This is a genomic window from Ferrovibrio sp. GW821-FHT12E11 (genome assembly GCF_058806975.1).
Genome location: NZ_JBXAQG010000001.1, coordinates 3,247,142 through 3,260,858 on the forward strand (window position 1 = coordinate 3,247,142; position 13,717 = coordinate 3,260,858).

At 63.6% G+C, this 13,717-nt stretch carries 15 protein-coding genes; 9 read left to right on the forward strand and 6 right to left on the reverse strand.

Going from position 1 to position 13,717, the window contains the following annotated elements; translation table 11 throughout:
* The first annotated feature begins 2 nt into the window (after nucleotides 1-2).
* From AC1ROT_RS16120 to AC1ROT_RS16135, 4 genes are read left to right on the forward strand one after another with little or no spacing between them, the layout of a single operon-like run.
* On the forward strand, nucleotides 3-1,493 hold the full coding sequence (locus tag AC1ROT_RS16120; RefSeq protein WP_493000184.1) for a carboxypeptidase M32: 1,491 nt from the start codon (nucleotides 3-5) through the stop codon (nucleotides 1,491-1,493).
* 8 nt (nucleotides 1,494-1,501) lie between these two features.
* Complete coding sequence (gene thrC / locus AC1ROT_RS16125) at nucleotides 1,502-2,914, forward strand: threonine synthase (protein ID WP_493000185.1); 1,413 nt, start codon at nucleotides 1,502-1,504, stop codon at nucleotides 2,912-2,914.
* Nucleotides 2,911-4,173 (forward strand): M16 family metallopeptidase, encoded by a 1,263-nt coding sequence (locus AC1ROT_RS16130; protein ID WP_492971548.1) that lies wholly within the window; start codon nucleotides 2,911-2,913, stop codon nucleotides 4,171-4,173. The genes thrC and AC1ROT_RS16130 overlap by 4 nt, the downstream gene beginning before the upstream one ends.
* Before the next feature lie 26 nt (nucleotides 4,174-4,199).
* Entirely contained in the window at nucleotides 4,200-4,793 is a 594-nt protein-coding gene (locus AC1ROT_RS16135; RefSeq protein WP_493000187.1) for a GNAT family N-acetyltransferase, read from the forward strand.
* A 3-nt stretch (nucleotides 4,794-4,796) separates the two neighbouring features.
* On the opposite strand, the gene AC1ROT_RS16140 is transcribed toward AC1ROT_RS16135, so the two are convergent.
* Nucleotides 4,797-5,384, reverse strand: coding sequence for a YqgE/AlgH family protein (locus AC1ROT_RS16140; protein WP_492971546.1), 588 nt, complete (start codon nucleotides 5,382-5,384; stop codon nucleotides 4,797-4,799).
* A gap of 109 nt (nucleotides 5,385-5,493) precedes the next feature.
* Here AC1ROT_RS16140 and AC1ROT_RS16145 point away from each other — a divergent pair, with 109 nt between their 5' ends.
* Together AC1ROT_RS16145 and AC1ROT_RS16150 are read left to right on the forward strand one after the other, a co-directional pair.
* Complete coding sequence (locus tag AC1ROT_RS16145; protein ID WP_493000189.1) at nucleotides 5,494-6,291, forward strand: protein-disulfide reductase DsbD domain-containing protein; 798 nt, start codon at nucleotides 5,494-5,496, stop codon at nucleotides 6,289-6,291.
* 124 nt (nucleotides 6,292-6,415) lie between these two features.
* Nucleotides 6,416-6,898: a peroxiredoxin gene (locus tag AC1ROT_RS16150; RefSeq protein WP_492971544.1), complete on the forward strand. Its 483-nt coding sequence runs from the start codon at nucleotides 6,416-6,418 to the stop codon at nucleotides 6,896-6,898.
* An 11-nt stretch (nucleotides 6,899-6,909) separates the two neighbouring features.
* Here the strand turns inward: AC1ROT_RS16150 and rnhA are convergent, their stop codons facing one another.
* The 3 genes from rnhA to ispH are packed head-to-tail and all read right to left on the reverse strand — an operon-like array spanning nucleotide 6,910 to nucleotide 9,386.
* Nucleotides 6,910-7,419: a ribonuclease HI gene (gene rnhA / locus AC1ROT_RS16155; RefSeq protein ID WP_492971543.1), complete on the reverse strand. Its 510-nt coding sequence runs from the start codon at nucleotides 7,417-7,419 to the stop codon at nucleotides 6,910-6,912.
* A gap of 4 nt (nucleotides 7,420-7,423) precedes the next feature.
* Nucleotides 7,424-8,413 carry a homoserine kinase gene (locus AC1ROT_RS16160; RefSeq protein WP_492971542.1) on the reverse strand — a complete coding sequence of 330 codons (990 nt, stop codon included), beginning with the start codon at nucleotides 8,411-8,413 and terminating at the stop codon, nucleotides 7,424-7,426.
* Nucleotides 8,414-8,423: 10 nt separating this feature from the next.
* A complete protein-coding gene (ispH, locus tag AC1ROT_RS16165; protein ID WP_493000191.1) occupies nucleotides 8,424-9,386 on the reverse strand; it encodes a 4-hydroxy-3-methylbut-2-enyl diphosphate reductase in 963 nt (320 codons plus the stop codon).
* Nucleotides 9,387-9,589: 203 nt separating this feature from the next.
* On the opposite strand from ispH, the gene AC1ROT_RS16170 reads away from it, so the two are divergent.
* Nucleotides 9,590-10,165, forward strand: coding sequence for a hypothetical protein (locus AC1ROT_RS16170; RefSeq protein ID WP_492971540.1), 576 nt, complete (start codon nucleotides 9,590-9,592; stop codon nucleotides 10,163-10,165).
* A gap of 11 nt (nucleotides 10,166-10,176) precedes the next feature.
* Nucleotides 10,177-11,160, forward strand: a complete 984-nt coding sequence (locus AC1ROT_RS16175) for a YeiH family protein (protein ID WP_493000192.1) — start codon at nucleotides 10,177-10,179, stop codon at nucleotides 11,158-11,160.
* Here AC1ROT_RS16175 and AC1ROT_RS16180 read toward each other — a convergent pair.
* Nucleotides 11,146-11,478 (reverse strand): winged helix-turn-helix transcriptional regulator, encoded by a 333-nt coding sequence (locus AC1ROT_RS16180; RefSeq protein WP_493000193.1) that lies wholly within the window; start codon nucleotides 11,476-11,478, stop codon nucleotides 11,146-11,148. The two genes, AC1ROT_RS16175 and AC1ROT_RS16180, sit on opposite strands and share 15 nt — an antisense overlap.
* A 79-nt stretch (nucleotides 11,479-11,557) precedes the next feature.
* Between AC1ROT_RS16180 and AC1ROT_RS16185 the strand changes: the two genes are divergently transcribed.
* The gene (locus tag AC1ROT_RS16185) at nucleotides 11,558-12,088 is read left to right on the forward strand and encodes a carboxymuconolactone decarboxylase family protein (RefSeq protein WP_493000195.1); all 531 of its coding nucleotides are present in this window, start codon (nucleotides 11,558-11,560) and stop codon (nucleotides 12,086-12,088) included.
* Here the strand turns inward: AC1ROT_RS16185 and ggt are convergent.
* Nucleotides 12,085-13,689 (reverse strand): gamma-glutamyltransferase, encoded by a 1,605-nt coding sequence (gene ggt / locus AC1ROT_RS16190; protein WP_493000197.1) that lies wholly within the window; start codon nucleotides 13,687-13,689, stop codon nucleotides 12,085-12,087. The genes AC1ROT_RS16185 and ggt overlap by 4 nt on opposite strands.
* Nucleotides 13,690-13,717: the final 28 nt, after the last annotated feature.

Genomic DNA, 13,717 nt, shown 5'->3' on the forward strand with positions numbered 1-13,717 from the left:
CCATGAAGCGCTACAAAGCCCTGGAGCAGCAATTCCACCGTATCGGTGCGGTGAACGGTGCGCTGGCCATGCTGGGCTGGGATCAGTCGACCATGATGCCCGAGGGTGGCGCCAGGGCGCGTGCCGAGCAGATGGCGACCCTGAATGTGCTGCGCCACGAATGGATCACCGACCCCAGGCTGGGCGACCTGCTGGGCGAGGCCGAAACCCAGCAGAAGGGCCTGACCGACTGGCAGCGCGCCAACCTGCGCGAGATGCGCCGGCAGTGGCGCCATGCCACGGCACTGACATCGAAACTGGTGGAAGCGCGTTCGAAGGCCTCGATGGCCTGCGAAATGGTCTGGCGCAAGGCGCGCCGCAACGACGATTTCAAGAGTTTCGCCAAAGCCTTCAAGCCGGTGCTGGAGCTGACCCGTGAGGTGGCGGCTGCGAAGTCGGCGGCTTTCGGCCTGGGCCATTACGATGCGCTGCTGGACGAATACGAACCCGGCGGCCGCTCCGAGACGATCAACAAGCTGTTTGCCGATCTGGGCGGTTTTCTGCCCGGGTTTATCGACAAGGCGCTCAGCAAGCAGGCCAAGCGGCCCGAGCCGCTGCCGTTGCAGGGGCCCTTCGCGGTCGAGACCCAGCGCGCCGTCGGTCTGAAATTCATGAAGGCGCTCGGTTTCGATTTCAATCACGGCCGCCTGGATGTCAGCCTGCATCCTTTCACGGGGGGCATTCCCGACGATGTGCGCATCACTACGCGCTACGAGGAAGCTGATTTCACCAAATCGCTGATGGGCGTGCTGCACGAGACCGGCCATGCGCTTTACGAGCTTGGCCTGCCCAAGGCCTGGCGCGACCAGCCGGTAGGCGAGGCGCGCGGCATGGTCCTGCATGAAAGCCAGAGCCTGCTGGTCGAGATGCAAGTTTGCCGCGGCATGGAATTTCTCACCTATGCCGGCCCGGTCTTGCGCAAGGCGTTTGGCGGTACTGGCGAGGCCTGGTCGGATGCCAACCTGCAGCGCATCTATGCACGTGTGAAACCCGACCTGATCCGCGTCGATGCCGATGAGGCCACCTATCCGGCCCATGTCATCCTGCGCTATCGCCTGGAGCAGGCGATGCTGAGCGACGACCTGCCGCTGGCCGATCTGCCTTATGCCTGGAACGATGGCATGCAGACCCTGCTCGGTGTGGAGGTCCCCAGCGACAGCGTCGGCTGCATGCAGGATATTCATTGGGCGGTTGGTTCGATCGGCTATTTCCCGACTTATACGCTGGGCGCGCTGTCGGCCGCGCAACTGTTTGCCGCGGCGAAAGAGCAGGACAAGACAATCCTGCCTGGTATCGCCAAGGGCAATTTCAAGCCGCTGCTGCGCTGGCTGCGCAAGAATGTGCATGGCAAGGGCGCGCTGCTCACCACCGATGAGCTGCTGCGCCAGGCGACTGGCAAGCCCTTAAGCACCGCCGCCTTCAAGGCGCATCTCAAAGCCCGCTACCTGAACTGAGTCCCGCCATGCGCTACGTTTCCACCCGCGGCCAGGCCCCGACCCTCGATTTCGAGGGTGTGCTGCTGGCTGGCCTCGCCACCGATGGCGGCCTGTATGTGCCGGAAAGCTGGCCGCAGTTTTCCATGGCGGACTGGCGCGCCATGCAGGGCCTGAGCTATGCGCAGGTTGCCTTCCGCATCATCAAACCCTTCGTCGGCGGCAGCATCCCCGATACGGATCTGCAGCGCATGATCGATGAGGCCTATGCCACCTTCGGGCATCAGGCGGTCGTGCCGCTGCGTCAGAGCGGCGATAATGACTGGGTGCTGGAGCTGTTCCACGGGCCGACGCTGGCCTTCAAGGATGTGGCGCTGCAGCTGCTCGGCCGGCTGTTCGACTGGGCGCTGACGCGGTCGGGCAAGCGCGCCACCATCGTCGGCGCCACCTCGGGCGATACCGGTTCGGCCGCCATCGAGGGCTGCCGCGGTCGCGCCAATCTCGACATCTTCATCATGTTCCCGCATGGCCGCGTCTCGGACGTGCAGCGCCGACAGATGACCACGGTTGCCGATGCCAATGTGCATGCCATTGCGCTGGAAGGCACCTTCGATGATGCCCAGGCGATGGTGAAGGCGCTGTTCAACGATGCCGTTTTCCGCGACACGGTTGGCCTCACGGCCGTGAATTCGATCAACTGGGCGCGCGTGATGGCCCAGATCGTCTATTACGTAACTGCCTCGCTCAGCCTGGGCGGCCCGGATCGTGCGCCGGCCTTCTGCGTGCCGAGCGGCAATTTCGGCGACATCTTCGCCGGCTATTGCGCTGCCAAAATGGGCCTGCCGATCGCCAAACTGATCGTCGCCACCAACCGCAACGACATCCTCGCGCGCTTCATCGCTGGCGGCGAGTACCGCAAAAGCGGTGTCGAGCCGACCATCAGCCCCAGCATGGATATCCAGGTGGCGAGCAATTTCGAGCGCCTGCTGTTCGATATGCATGGTCGCGACGGCGCCGAAATCCGCCGACTGATGAGCGATCTGGACAAGAATGGCGGTTTCACGGTGTCGCCCAATGCGCTCGCCGAGACCAAGCAACTGTTCGCCGCCGGCAAGGCCGATGAGGCCAAGACGAAAGCCATGCTGAAGACGGCCTTTGAGGCCGGCAACGGCCTGCTGGTCGATCCGCATACAGCCGTTGGCCTGGTGGTCGCCGCCGAGCAGCGTGCTGCCCGGGCCCTGCCGGCCGAAACGCCGTTGGTGACCCTGGCCACCGCCGATGCGGCAAAATTCCCGGCCGCTGTCGAGGCTGCTACCGGCCGCCATCCGGCTCTGCCGCCGCGCCTGGCCGACCTGTTCGACCGGGCCGAACGACAGACCGTTCTGGCCAACGATTATGCCAAGGTGCGCGATTTCATCGAAACGCGTAGAGTGAAAACATGACAGTTCGTATCGGCACTCTTTCCAACGGTCTGCGCGTGGTCTCCGAGGCCATGCCGCAGGTCAAGACCGTCTCCGTCGGCATCTGGGTCGATGCCGGCGCGCGCGACGAGACGCCCGAGATCAACGGCGTCGCCCATATGCTGGAGCATATGGCCTTCAAGGGCACCGAGCGGCGCTCGGCCCTGGCGATCGCCGAAGAAATCGAGGCCGTGGGCGGTCATCTGAACGCCTTCACCTCGCGTGAACAGACCGCGTATTACGCCCGGGTCATGGCCGAAGATACCGGCCTGGCGCTCGATATCCTGGCCGACATCCTCCAGCATTCGGTCTTCGACAAGGACGAGATGGAGCGCGAGCGCGAAGTCATCATCCAGGAAATCGGCCAGTCGGAAGATACGCCCGACGACATCATCTTTGACCATCTGCAGGAAACCGCTTTCCCGGGGCAGTCGCTCGGGCGTTCGATCCTTGGCACGGTGGATCGCGTCACCGGCATGAAACGCGAGGACCTGCAGGGCTTCCTGTCGCGCTTCTATCATGGCCCCAATCTTGTTCTGGTGGCGGCAGGCGCGGTCGATCACGACCGGCTGATGGCTGAAGCCGAACGTTTGTTCGGCGGTCTGAACCGTATGGCGCGACCGGCGCAGCAGACGGCGCTTTACGGCGGCGGCGGCGAGAAGCGGGCCGTACGCGATCTGGAGCAGGCCCATGTCGCCATTGCGCTGCCCGGGCTCTCCTATGACGATCCCGGCTACTACGCGATGCAGGTCTACGCCACGGTGCTTGGCGGCGGCATGTCATCGCGGCTGTTCCAGGAAGTGCGCGAGAAGCGCGGTCTGGCCTACTCGGTTTATGCCTACCCGTCCTCCTATCGCGACGGCGGGTTGATGACGATCTATGCCGGCACCGGCGGCGAGAAACTGCCAGAGCTGATGCCGGTTCTGGCCGAAGAACTCAGCAAGATTTGCGGCAAGGTCGATGGCGACGAGCTGCAGCGCGCGCGTGCCCAGCTGAAAGTCGGGCTGGTGATGTCGCTGGAAAGCTCCGGTGCGCGCATCGAGCAGCTTGGCCGCCAGATGCTGCTGTTTGGCCGCCCGCTCGATCTGGACGAGGTCCTGGCGGCGGTCGACCAGGTTGATGCCAAGGCCGTACAGAGCGTGGCTGAGCGGGTCATGCGCTCTGCACCGCCGACAGTGGCAGCATTGGGGCCGGTCGAGCGGCTGGAGAGTTATTCGCGCTTCGCGGCCCGGTTCGGCTGAAGCGACGGGACGGGGGAGGCGAACAGATGCTGTTTGGCCGCTTCCTCCCTCCGGCTATCCCCAGTCTGCATGGCGAACGGATTTATCTGCGCTCGCCCGAAATCAACGATTACGAAAGCTGGGCCACGCTGCGTGCCATCAGCCGCGAGCATCTGCAACCCTGGGAGCCGACCTGGGCGGAAGACTCTCTCACTCGCGAAGGTTTCCGCCGTCGGCTGACATGGTTCGACCGGTTGCGCCGGCAGGATCACGGGGAAGCCTATTTCATCTATCTGCGGCGCAACGATGGTTTGGTCGGCGGCATCACGTTGTCCAATATCCGGCGGGGCGCGGCGCAATGCGGCGAGCTGGGCTACTGGATCGGCAAGCCGCATATCGGCCAGGGCCTTATGACAGACTCTCTCCGCGTCATGACCACGCATTGCTTCGAAACCCTGAAGCTGCATCGGCTTGAAGCGGCCTGCCTGCCGGAAAACGCACCCAGCCGCCGGTTGCTGGCCCATGCCGGCTTCCGTACCGAAGGCGTGTTACGGGAATACCTGAAGATCAATGGCGTGTGGCGCGATCATCAACTCTATGCACGGCTGGCCAATGATGCGCCGCTGCCGGACCAGGCCTAGAGGTCAGGCGTGACCTGACACGGTCGCCAGTTTGGCCACATCGATACCGATCTTGCGCACGGCACGATCCCACAGGGCATCGAGATCGGATTCGAAAATCAGATCCGGGTCGGCAGGCGCAGCCAGCCAGGCATTCTCCTGGATTTCCGTATCCAGCTGCCCGGCACTCCAGCCGGCATAGCCAAGGGCGAACAGGCTGCGTTGCGGGCCGCTGCCGCTGGCAATCGCCCGCAGCACATCCAGCGTCGCGGTCAGGCCGATGCCGTTATCCTCGTCGATCTTCACGCTGCCCTGACGCATGTAGTCGGTGGAATGCAGCACGAAACCGCGGCCGGTTTCCACCGGGCCACCCAGGCGGACCACAATGTCGTTATCGGCGGCAGGTTCGATGCCGAGCTGGGTGAGCAGATTGGGAAAGGTCAGGCCGGGATAGGGCTTGTTGATCACCAGGCCCATGGCGCCTTCGGCATTGTGCGAGCACATATAGATTACGGTGCGGTCGAAACGGGCATCGCCCATCGTCGGCATGGCAATCAGCAGCTGCCGCTCAAGATAACCTGATAGCGCCTTGCTTTCGCTGGTACCCGTCATGCGTCACCCTCCGGGTTTCACCTGAATGTTACCCCAGCCGGTCGGCTTGTCTACCCGGCTGGCCTGCTGAAACCCTTGCAATTGACGGGCCAGAGGACAGAGTCGCTGTATGAATACCGCACGTTTCCGCCTCTTTTCCTGTATCGCCCTTGGAATTGCAGCGTTTCTTGTCATTTGGTCACGACCGGCTGCAACGCAAGAGCTGCAGTTCTCGTCTGCACCGGTGCGCCTGGCTTTTGTTCAGGGCGCCGCCGATGAGATTGGACTGGCGGTGCGACTCGCCCCGGGCTGGAAATTCTACTGGCGCACCCCGGGCGAGGGCGGGGTACCGGCCCAGTTCGACTGGTCGGCCTCGCAGAATTTGGCGCGTGCGGATGTATTGTGGCCGGCACCACAACGAATCCCCCTCGGCCATAACGACATCTATGGCTACACCGACGAAGTGGTGCTGCCGATCCGCATTGAACGCCAGGATGCGGCACAGCCGGTCAAGCTGAACCTGACGCTTGAATATGGCGTGTGCAAGGATATCTGCATATTGCGCATGGACCGCGTGCAGCATCGCGCTGGCGCGTCCGTGCCGGCCGATCAGGCATTGCTTGCCAAATGGCAGGCCCGCGTACCCCAGGCCGCAGCGACTGCCGATCTGCGCCTGCAGCTGCTGCGGCTCAAACCTGACCTGCTGATTGTCGCCCTGCGCAGCACGATACCGCTGCAAAGTCCGGACCTGTTTGTTGAAGGCGCGCCGGACAGCTGGTTCGGGCGTCCCCATGTGGCCCTGATGAATGACCGGCGCGAGATACGCTTCGAATTACCGGTGACCATGTCCCCGGGCTCGGCCGGCCGGCCTTTGCGTCTGACGCTGGTCGATCCGGCCCTGAGTGCCGAGCTGGTCGTACAGCCATGAGGCGCTAAACAATGGCCGGTTGCCGGCCATTCCGACCCTTGTATCCTGTGGCCGGGCGGATCATTTTATCCCGGCCGTTCCAATGGCCAGATCGGCCAAAGATTCAAACCAAGACGAGGAAATCATGACCATCAAGGTTGGCGACCGCATTCCCGATGCCACGCTCTATGTCATGTCCGAACAGGGCCCGCAGGCGGTGAAGGCTGCCGAATTCTTCAAGGGCAAGAAAGTGGCGCTGTTCGCCCTGCCGGGTGCTTTCACGCCGACCTGCTCGGCCAAGCATCTGCCGGGCTTCATCGAGAAGTTTGACGACCTGAAGAAGAAAGGCGTCGAAACCATTGCCTGCCTGTCGGTGAATGACGCTTTCGTCATGGGCAACTGGGGTAAGGCCCAGAATGTCGGCGACAAGGTGGTGATGCTGGCCGATGGCTCGGGCGAACTGACCAAGGCCATCGGCATGGAATTCGACCTCACTGCGCGGGGCATGGGTGTGCGTTCGCAGCGCTACTCGATGCTGGTTGATGACGGCGTGGTGAAGCAGCTTAACCTGGAGAAGCCCGGCGCGTTTGAAGTGTCGGATGCCAGCACTCTGCTCGGCCAGATCTGAGTTTCAGCTTTCTAGCGATCAAACCGGCCCGGATTTACCGGGCCGGTTTTTTTCTTTTTCGGCTTGATCGTATCGCCGGCGATGGCGGTGGCGGCATCGCGCGCCAGCACATCGACACGCTCGTTTTCCACATGCCCGTCATGGCCGCGCACCCAGTGCCAGCTCACCTTGTGCGGCGCGACTGCTAGCTCGAAACGCTGCCACAGATCGACATTCTTCACTGGTTTGCGGTCGGCCGTCTTCCAGCCGCGTGCCTTCCATGAGCGCAGCCAGCCGGTGGCGCCATCGATGACATAGCGGCTGTCGGAATAGAGCGCGACGCTGCAGGGTTTTTTCAGAGCTTCCAGTGCCATGATGGCAGCCAGCAGTTCCATGCGGTTGTTGGTGGTGGCCGGATCACCACCGCTCAGTTCTTTTTCGGTGCCGCCGCGCCGCAGCAGCGCTGCCCAACCGCCGGGACCGGGGTTGCCCAGGCAGGCGCCGTCGGTGAAAATCTCGACATCGAGTAAATCGTCCGACATCGGCTCAGCGTTCGATGCCATAGGCCGATGCGCCCAGAACCTGACGGTGGAATTTCAGCTTCTTCCAGTATTCCAGCGGATCCTTCGGCTTCACCAGCGCGCCCGGCACCTGATTGAGCCAGTCATAGAGCCGCGTCAGCAGGAAGCGCAGCGCCGATCCCCGGGCAAACAGCGGCAGGGTATGGACCTCGCCATCGGTCAGCGGCCGCACGCTTTCATAGCCATTGATCAGAGCCCGCGCCTTGGTGACGTTGAAGGCACCATCGGCCTCGAAGCACCAGGCATTGAGATTGATCGCCAGTTCGTAGGCGAAGTAGTCGTTGCAGGCGAAATAGAAGTCGATCAGGCCACTGCATTTCTCTCCGATGAAGAAGACATTGTCGGGGAAAAGATCGGCATGGATCACGCCATGCGGCAGGGGCTTGTCGCCGGCGCGGCCGGGGGTTTCCGGCCATGCGGCTTTCAGGGCGTCGTATTCGCGGGCGATCTCGTGGGCGAGGCCCGGCATGACAGTATCAGCCTTGGCTTCGCAGTCTGTCACTAGCCTGTCCCAGCCGTCGACGCTCAGCGCATTCGGCCGGTGCAGCGGGAAATCCTTGCCTGCCAGATGCAGGCGCGCCGTGGCGGCACCCAGTTCCTGACATTGCTTCGCGGTCGGCTTTTTGGGCCAGACACCGTTCAGGAAACTGATGATCGCACAGGGGCGGCCGGCGACTTCATTGAGGATATTGCCGTCGCGGTCATGGATGGGCGTCGGGCAGGCCAGGCCCTTGCCGGCGAGATGATCCATCAGGCCGAGAAAATAGGGCAGGTCGTCGCGCTTCACCCGGCGTTCATACAGCGTCAGGATATAGCTGCCGGTTTCGGTGCCCAGAAGATAGTTGGAATTTTCCACACCTTCGGCGATGCCCTTGACGGACAAGGCGCAGCCGAGCTTGTAGCGCATCAGCAGCGCATTGAGCTGGTCTTCATCGATTTCGGTATAGACAGCCATGGTGTCGGGTTCAGGCGGCAGAAGAGTCGAGGGCGGCGGGCAGCTTGAACTGCACCGCTTCGGTGGCCGTATGAATCTCACGAACCGTGACGGCATAGCGTTCGCGGAAGGCCGCGATCACTTCCTCGACCAGCACTTCCGGTGCGCTGGCGCCGGCGGTGATGCCTACCGACGTCACGCTGGCCAATGCAGCCCAGTCGATATCGACGGCACGTTGCACGAGTTGCGCCACGGCGCAGCCTTCGCGCTTGGCCACCTCGACCAGACGCAGTGAGTTGGAGGAGTTCGGTGCGCCGATCACCAGCACGGCATCGCTATGGGCGGCAATCGCCTTCACTGCCACCTGGCGATTGGTGGTGGCATAGCAGATGTCTTCCTTCTTCGGCCCTTCGATCTGGGTGAAGCGCTGTTTCAGGGCGGCGATAATATCTGCCGTATCGTCTACCGACAGGGTCGTCTGGGTGATATAGGCCAGCGGTTCGCCCTCCTGCACCTGCAGGATGGCGACATCGGCAATCGTTTCGATCAGCAGCACAGCGCCCGGCGGCAGCTGGCCCATGGTGCCGATCACCTCCGGGTGACCGGCATGACCGATCAGGATGATGCGGCGGCCCTCACGGTGATGCCGTTCGGCCTCGCGGTGCACCTTGCTGACCAGCGGGCAGGTGGCATCCAGGTAAGACAGCTTGCGGGCCTGGGCATCGGTCGGCACCGACTTCGGCACGCCATGGGCAGAGAAAACAACATGAGCGCCGGCCGGCACCTCATCCAGCTCGTCAACGAAGATGGCGCCCTTGGCGGCCAGGCTGTCGACGACAAAACGGTTATGGACGATCTCGTGACGGACATAGACCGGCGCACCGAACTGCTCCAGAGCCCGCTCGACGATCTGGATGGCGCGGTCTACCCCGGCGCAGAAGCCGCGCGGGGCAGCCAGCACGAGGGCGATCGGGGGAAGGGCGGCAGCGGACATCGGACTCAGGGCTTCGCTTCGGGGGACTCAGGGCTTCGATTCGGGGCCGGGATGGCGGATCAGGCATGGCAGATCAACGGCTTGCTGGCCTGTCGCTTGTCTCCCGCGGGCCCCTCTTCTATACAGGGAAAGCCCGGGAAAACTGCTGGGCAACCTAATACACTCGTCGCGTGAAGGAAAGGCCGCCTGCCGGCCGGCCCTGCATGACCCACCGGATCGGTAAGCGTTTCGCCATGACCCTGCGTTTCTCCCGTTCCCCGCTATTTGCCGTCTCGGCGGTCATACTTCTCAGCGCCCTGCTGGCCGGCTGCGGCTCGAAGCGCGAGCGCCTGCCGCCCTGCCCGCGGGTTGGAATTCTCGGCGACGCCTACAAGGCAGTTCAATATCGTCAGGGGACGGGTCGCGATCTCACCGACGTCACCTTCGAAACCGAAATCCTCGACTACAACGGCAGCTGCAAATACGACGATAAAGTCACGGCCGTTACCGTGAGCTTCACGTTGCAGGTCGCTGCGGCCCGCGGGCCGGCGGCCAATGCGCCCGAAGCGCTGGTGCCGTATTTTGTCGCCATTGTCGATAAGCAGCAGACTGTGCTGTCGCGCGCCGGTTTCGTCGCCCGCGTACCCTTCAAAGAAGGCCAGCGCCGCATCGCTGTGGCAGAAGAGCTGGAGCAGGTGATCCCGCTGGCCGGTCGTCGCACCACGGAAATCGAAATCCTGGTCGGCCTGGAAGTGCCGCGCGAGCAGCTCGACAGGAACCGTCAGCAGCGCGGCTTCTGAGTCTCAATCCGATGGATCGTCTTCGCCGTCCCTTGCCTGGCCTGACGGTGGCAGCCACGGTTGCGTTGGCTGTTGGCTTCATTGCCGACCATTACGGCGGCCCGCCCTTTCTGCTCGCCCTGCTGCTGGGCATGGCCTTCAACTTTCTCAGCGCCGATCCGCGTGTGCGGCCAGGCATAGACATGGCGGCGCGCAGCATCCTGCGCGTCGGCGTGGCGCTGCTGGGGATTCGTATCACGGTCGAGCGGATTGCCGATCTGGGTCCGGTACCGGTGCTGCTGGCGGTTAGTGGCGTGGTCGTTGCGATCGGCAGCGGATTGCTGCTGGCCAAATTTGCCGGCCGCAGCCGCGCGGAAGGCCTGCTGTCGGGCGGCGCCGTCGGCATCTGCGGGGCGTCTGCCGCCATGGCGATTTCGGCAGCCCTGCCGCGCTCGCCGCAGTCCGAACGCCTGACACTGCTCACCGTGATCGGCGTGACCGCGCTGTCCACGCTGGCAATGGTGATCTATCCGCTGCTGGCCAAGACCATCGGCTTGTCGGAAACTGCGTCCGGCGTGCTGTTCGGCGCCACGATCCACGATGTGGCGCAGGTACTGGGCGCCGGCCTCACCGTGTCGCCGCAGGCCGGCGATGTCGCCACCTTCGTGAAGTTGGTGCGCGTGGCCTGCCTGCTGCCGGTCGTGGTCGGCATCGGCCTGATCTATCGCAAGGCGGGGGAGGCCGGCACGAAGCAGACGCAGCCGCTGTTGCCGCATTTCCTGATCGGCTTCGTCGCGCTGGTGGTACTGGGCAGCATCGTGACCCTGCCGCCGATGCTGGTGGAGGGCGTTTCGGACGTCTCGCGCTGGTGTTTGCTGGTCGCCATCGCCGGGCTCGGGGTGAAGACGTCATTCGCCGAGCTCTTTGCGCTGGGCTGGAAGCCGCTGGCGCTGATCTTGGCCGAGACGGTGATCCTGCTCGCTGTCGTGCTGACCGGACTACTACTTTTCCTCTAATTCGGCCGACCAGGCCTCGGCCCAGTCCTGCAGGGCGAGCAGCACCGGCATCAGCCGGCGGGCCGTGGCGGTGAGCGCATAGCCTCTGCCGTCATGGTCCAGCAACCGGGACGCCCGCAGGTCCTTGAGCCGCTGCTGCAGCACGCTGGGCGAAAGCTCCCCACAGGCAGTCTGGAGCGCCCGGAAGGTCAGGACGCTCTCACGCAGCTCCCAGAGGATTCGCAGGCTCCAGCGCCGTCCCAGCAGGTCCAGGGCGGCCATGACCGGGCGGCCGGACCGGGAACCGCGCACGGGCTGGCGGGGCAGGGGTGTCGTCATGGCGACCTCGCTTGCGCTACGGAAATAATAGCGGTAAATTGCCGCTACGATTTCTGTAGCACAACAGGAGCTTCCCGTCATGGCCCGTCTCGATCCGATCCCGCAGCCCTATTCCACCGAAGCTGCCGCGGCACTGGCGCAGATGCCGGCCGATATCGCGCTTTTTCGCACCGTTGCGCATAACCCGCGCGTCCTGACGCGCTGGGCCGGCGGCGGACTGCTCGATCGGGGCTCGATCAGCTTACGCCAGCGCGAGCTGGTGATCCTGCGCACCACGGCGCGGCTGAAGGCGGAATACGAATGGGGCGTGCATGTCGGATTCTTCGCGGCTAAGGCCGGCTTCAGTGCGGCTGAGATCGTCGCCACCGTACATGGCGATGCGTCAGGCTGGGCACCGGAAGAATCCGTGCTGGTCGGGATGACCGATGCGCTGGTCGAAACCGGCACCGTAGAGGATGCGCTATGGCAGAGGGCTGCCGCGCATTACAAAGCCGACCAGCTGATCGAAATCATCGCGCTGGTCGGTTTTTATCATCTGGTGTCGTTCACGGTGAACGCCACCGGGATCGCTCTGGAACCGGATGCCCCGCGATTTCCGCCTGCTGCCTAGAACGCCAGAGCGCAACCATCCTTGCGCGGGTCGGAGCCGGCCTGCAGCACACCATTCACGGCATCGATCATAATGGCCTGGCCGCCGCCATGGGGCATCTCGGCCTGCTTGATCTCGTGGCCGAGACTGGCAAGCCCAAGCAGCACATCTTCGCGGATGCCGCGCTCGGCTTCGAATTTTCCGGCGACATGGAAGCCGCGTGCGCAGTCGATGGCTTCCTGCACGTTCATGCCGAAATCCACCATGTTGGTCAGAACGTGGCTCTGGCCGACCGGCTGGAAACCGCCGCCCATCACACCGAAGCTGAGCCAGGGCTTGCCATCCTTCAGCGCCATGGCCGGGATGATGGTGTGCAGCGGACGTTTCAGCGGCTCGACGCAGTTCAGATGGCCGGGCTGGACCTTGAAGCCGCAACCACGGTTCTGTAGCAGCACGCCGGTCTTCGGACTGCACAGGCCGGTGCCGTAGGGCCAGAACAGCGAATTGATGAAGGAGCAGGTGTTGCCTTCGGCATCCACAACCGTGAGATACACGGTGTCGCGATAGGCTGCACCACCCACCGGACCCGGTGCGGGCATGGCTTTTTTCAGATCGATACGACCGCGCAGTTCATCGGCAAAACCCATCGACAGCAATTTCTGTATCGGCACATCGGCAAAGGCCGGATCGGCGACATACAGATCGCGGGCCTGGAACGCCAGCCGGGTCGCTTCGGCCTCGATATGGAACCGTTCGACGCCGACCGGGTCGTATTTGCCAAGATCGAAACCGCTCAGGATATTCAGCATCAGCAGGGTGATGATGCCGACGCCGTTGGGCGGAATCTCCAGAACCTCGACATCCTTGTAACGGGTGGCGATCGGATCGACCCAGAAGGCTTCCTGGGTGGCGAAATCGTCCAGCGTATGGGTGCCGCCCAGGCCCTGCAGATAGGACACGATGTCCTCGGCGACCCAGCCGGTGTAGAAGCCGTCGCGGCCCTTCTGCGCGATCTCGCGGAATACTTTGGCATGTTCGGGTTGGCGGAAGACCGCGCCGGCCTTGGGTGGCAAGCCATCCTTCAGCCACATCCGCGCGGTGTTCGGGTCGGTTTTCAGCTTGGCTTCATTGCGGCCCCAGTCCGTGGCGACGCGCTCGGTGACGGGGAAGCCGTCTTCGGCGAAACGGATAGCCGGCTGCAGCAGGTCGGCCAGCGGCAATTTGCCAAAGCGCTTGTTCAGCTTGCTCCAGGAATCGACGGCGCCGGGAATGGTAACGGCATGCGGCGAGGTCAGGGCGATTTCCTTGATGCCCTGCTTCAAGAGCAGATCCGCGCTCAGGCCCTTGGGTGCACGGCCCGAACCGTTCAGGCCATAGACCTTGCCGCCCTTCTTGGTATCGGTCCCGGCCGGTGCGTAGAGCACGAAATTGTCGCCGCCAATGCCGGTGGAGCCCGGTTCGACCACGCATTGCACCGCGCAGGCAGCAATCGCCGCATCGGCGGCGTTGCCGCCGCGGCGCAGAATCTCGATAGCGGTGACTGTGGCAAGGCTGTGCGAGGTGGCGGCGGCGCCGTTGCGGCCCATGGCCACCGAACGGCCGGGCAGGTGCAGATCACGCATGGCTGGCTGAACTCCGAACAGGCTGAAG

Coding starts and splice junctions, on each gene's coding strand:
- AC1ROT_RS16130 (WP_492971548.1), top strand. CDS start 2,911: ATGACAGTTCGTATCGGCACTCTTTCCAACGGTCTGCGCGTGGTCTCC.
- AC1ROT_RS16120 (WP_493000184.1), top strand. CDS start 3: ATGAAGCGCTACAAAGCCCTGGAGCAGCAATTCCACCGTATCGGTGCG.
- AC1ROT_RS16140 (WP_492971546.1), bottom strand. CDS start 5,384: ATGACGGGTACCAGCGAAAGCAAGGCGCTATCAGGTTATCTTGAGCGG.
- rnhA (WP_492971543.1), bottom strand. CDS start 7,419: ATGTCGGACGATTTACTCGATGTCGAGATTTTCACCGACGGCGCCTGC.
- AC1ROT_RS16185 (WP_493000195.1), top strand. CDS start 11,558: ATGGCCCGTCTCGATCCGATCCCGCAGCCCTATTCCACCGAAGCTGCC.
- AC1ROT_RS16135 (WP_493000187.1), top strand. CDS start 4,200: ATGCTGTTTGGCCGCTTCCTCCCTCCGGCTATCCCCAGTCTGCATGGC.
- AC1ROT_RS16160 (WP_492971542.1), bottom strand. CDS start 8,413: ATGGCTGTCTATACCGAAATCGATGAAGACCAGCTCAATGCGCTGCTG.
- AC1ROT_RS16150 (WP_492971544.1), top strand. CDS start 6,416: ATGACCATCAAGGTTGGCGACCGCATTCCCGATGCCACGCTCTATGTC.
- ispH (WP_493000191.1), bottom strand. CDS start 9,386: ATGTCCGCTGCCGCCCTTCCCCCGATCGCCCTCGTGCTGGCTGCCCCG.
- AC1ROT_RS16180 (WP_493000193.1), bottom strand. CDS start 11,478: ATGACGACACCCCTGCCCCGCCAGCCCGTGCGCGGTTCCCGGTCCGGC.
- AC1ROT_RS16145 (WP_493000189.1), top strand. CDS start 5,494: ATGAATACCGCACGTTTCCGCCTCTTTTCCTGTATCGCCCTTGGAATT.
- ggt (WP_493000197.1), bottom strand. CDS start 13,689: ATGCGTGATCTGCACCTGCCCGGCCGTTCGGTGGCCATGGGCCGCAAC.
- thrC (WP_493000185.1), top strand. CDS start 1,502: ATGCGCTACGTTTCCACCCGCGGCCAGGCCCCGACCCTCGATTTCGAG.
- AC1ROT_RS16175 (WP_493000192.1), top strand. CDS start 10,177: ATGGATCGTCTTCGCCGTCCCTTGCCTGGCCTGACGGTGGCAGCCACG.
- AC1ROT_RS16170 (WP_492971540.1), top strand. CDS start 9,590: ATGACCCACCGGATCGGTAAGCGTTTCGCCATGACCCTGCGTTTCTCC.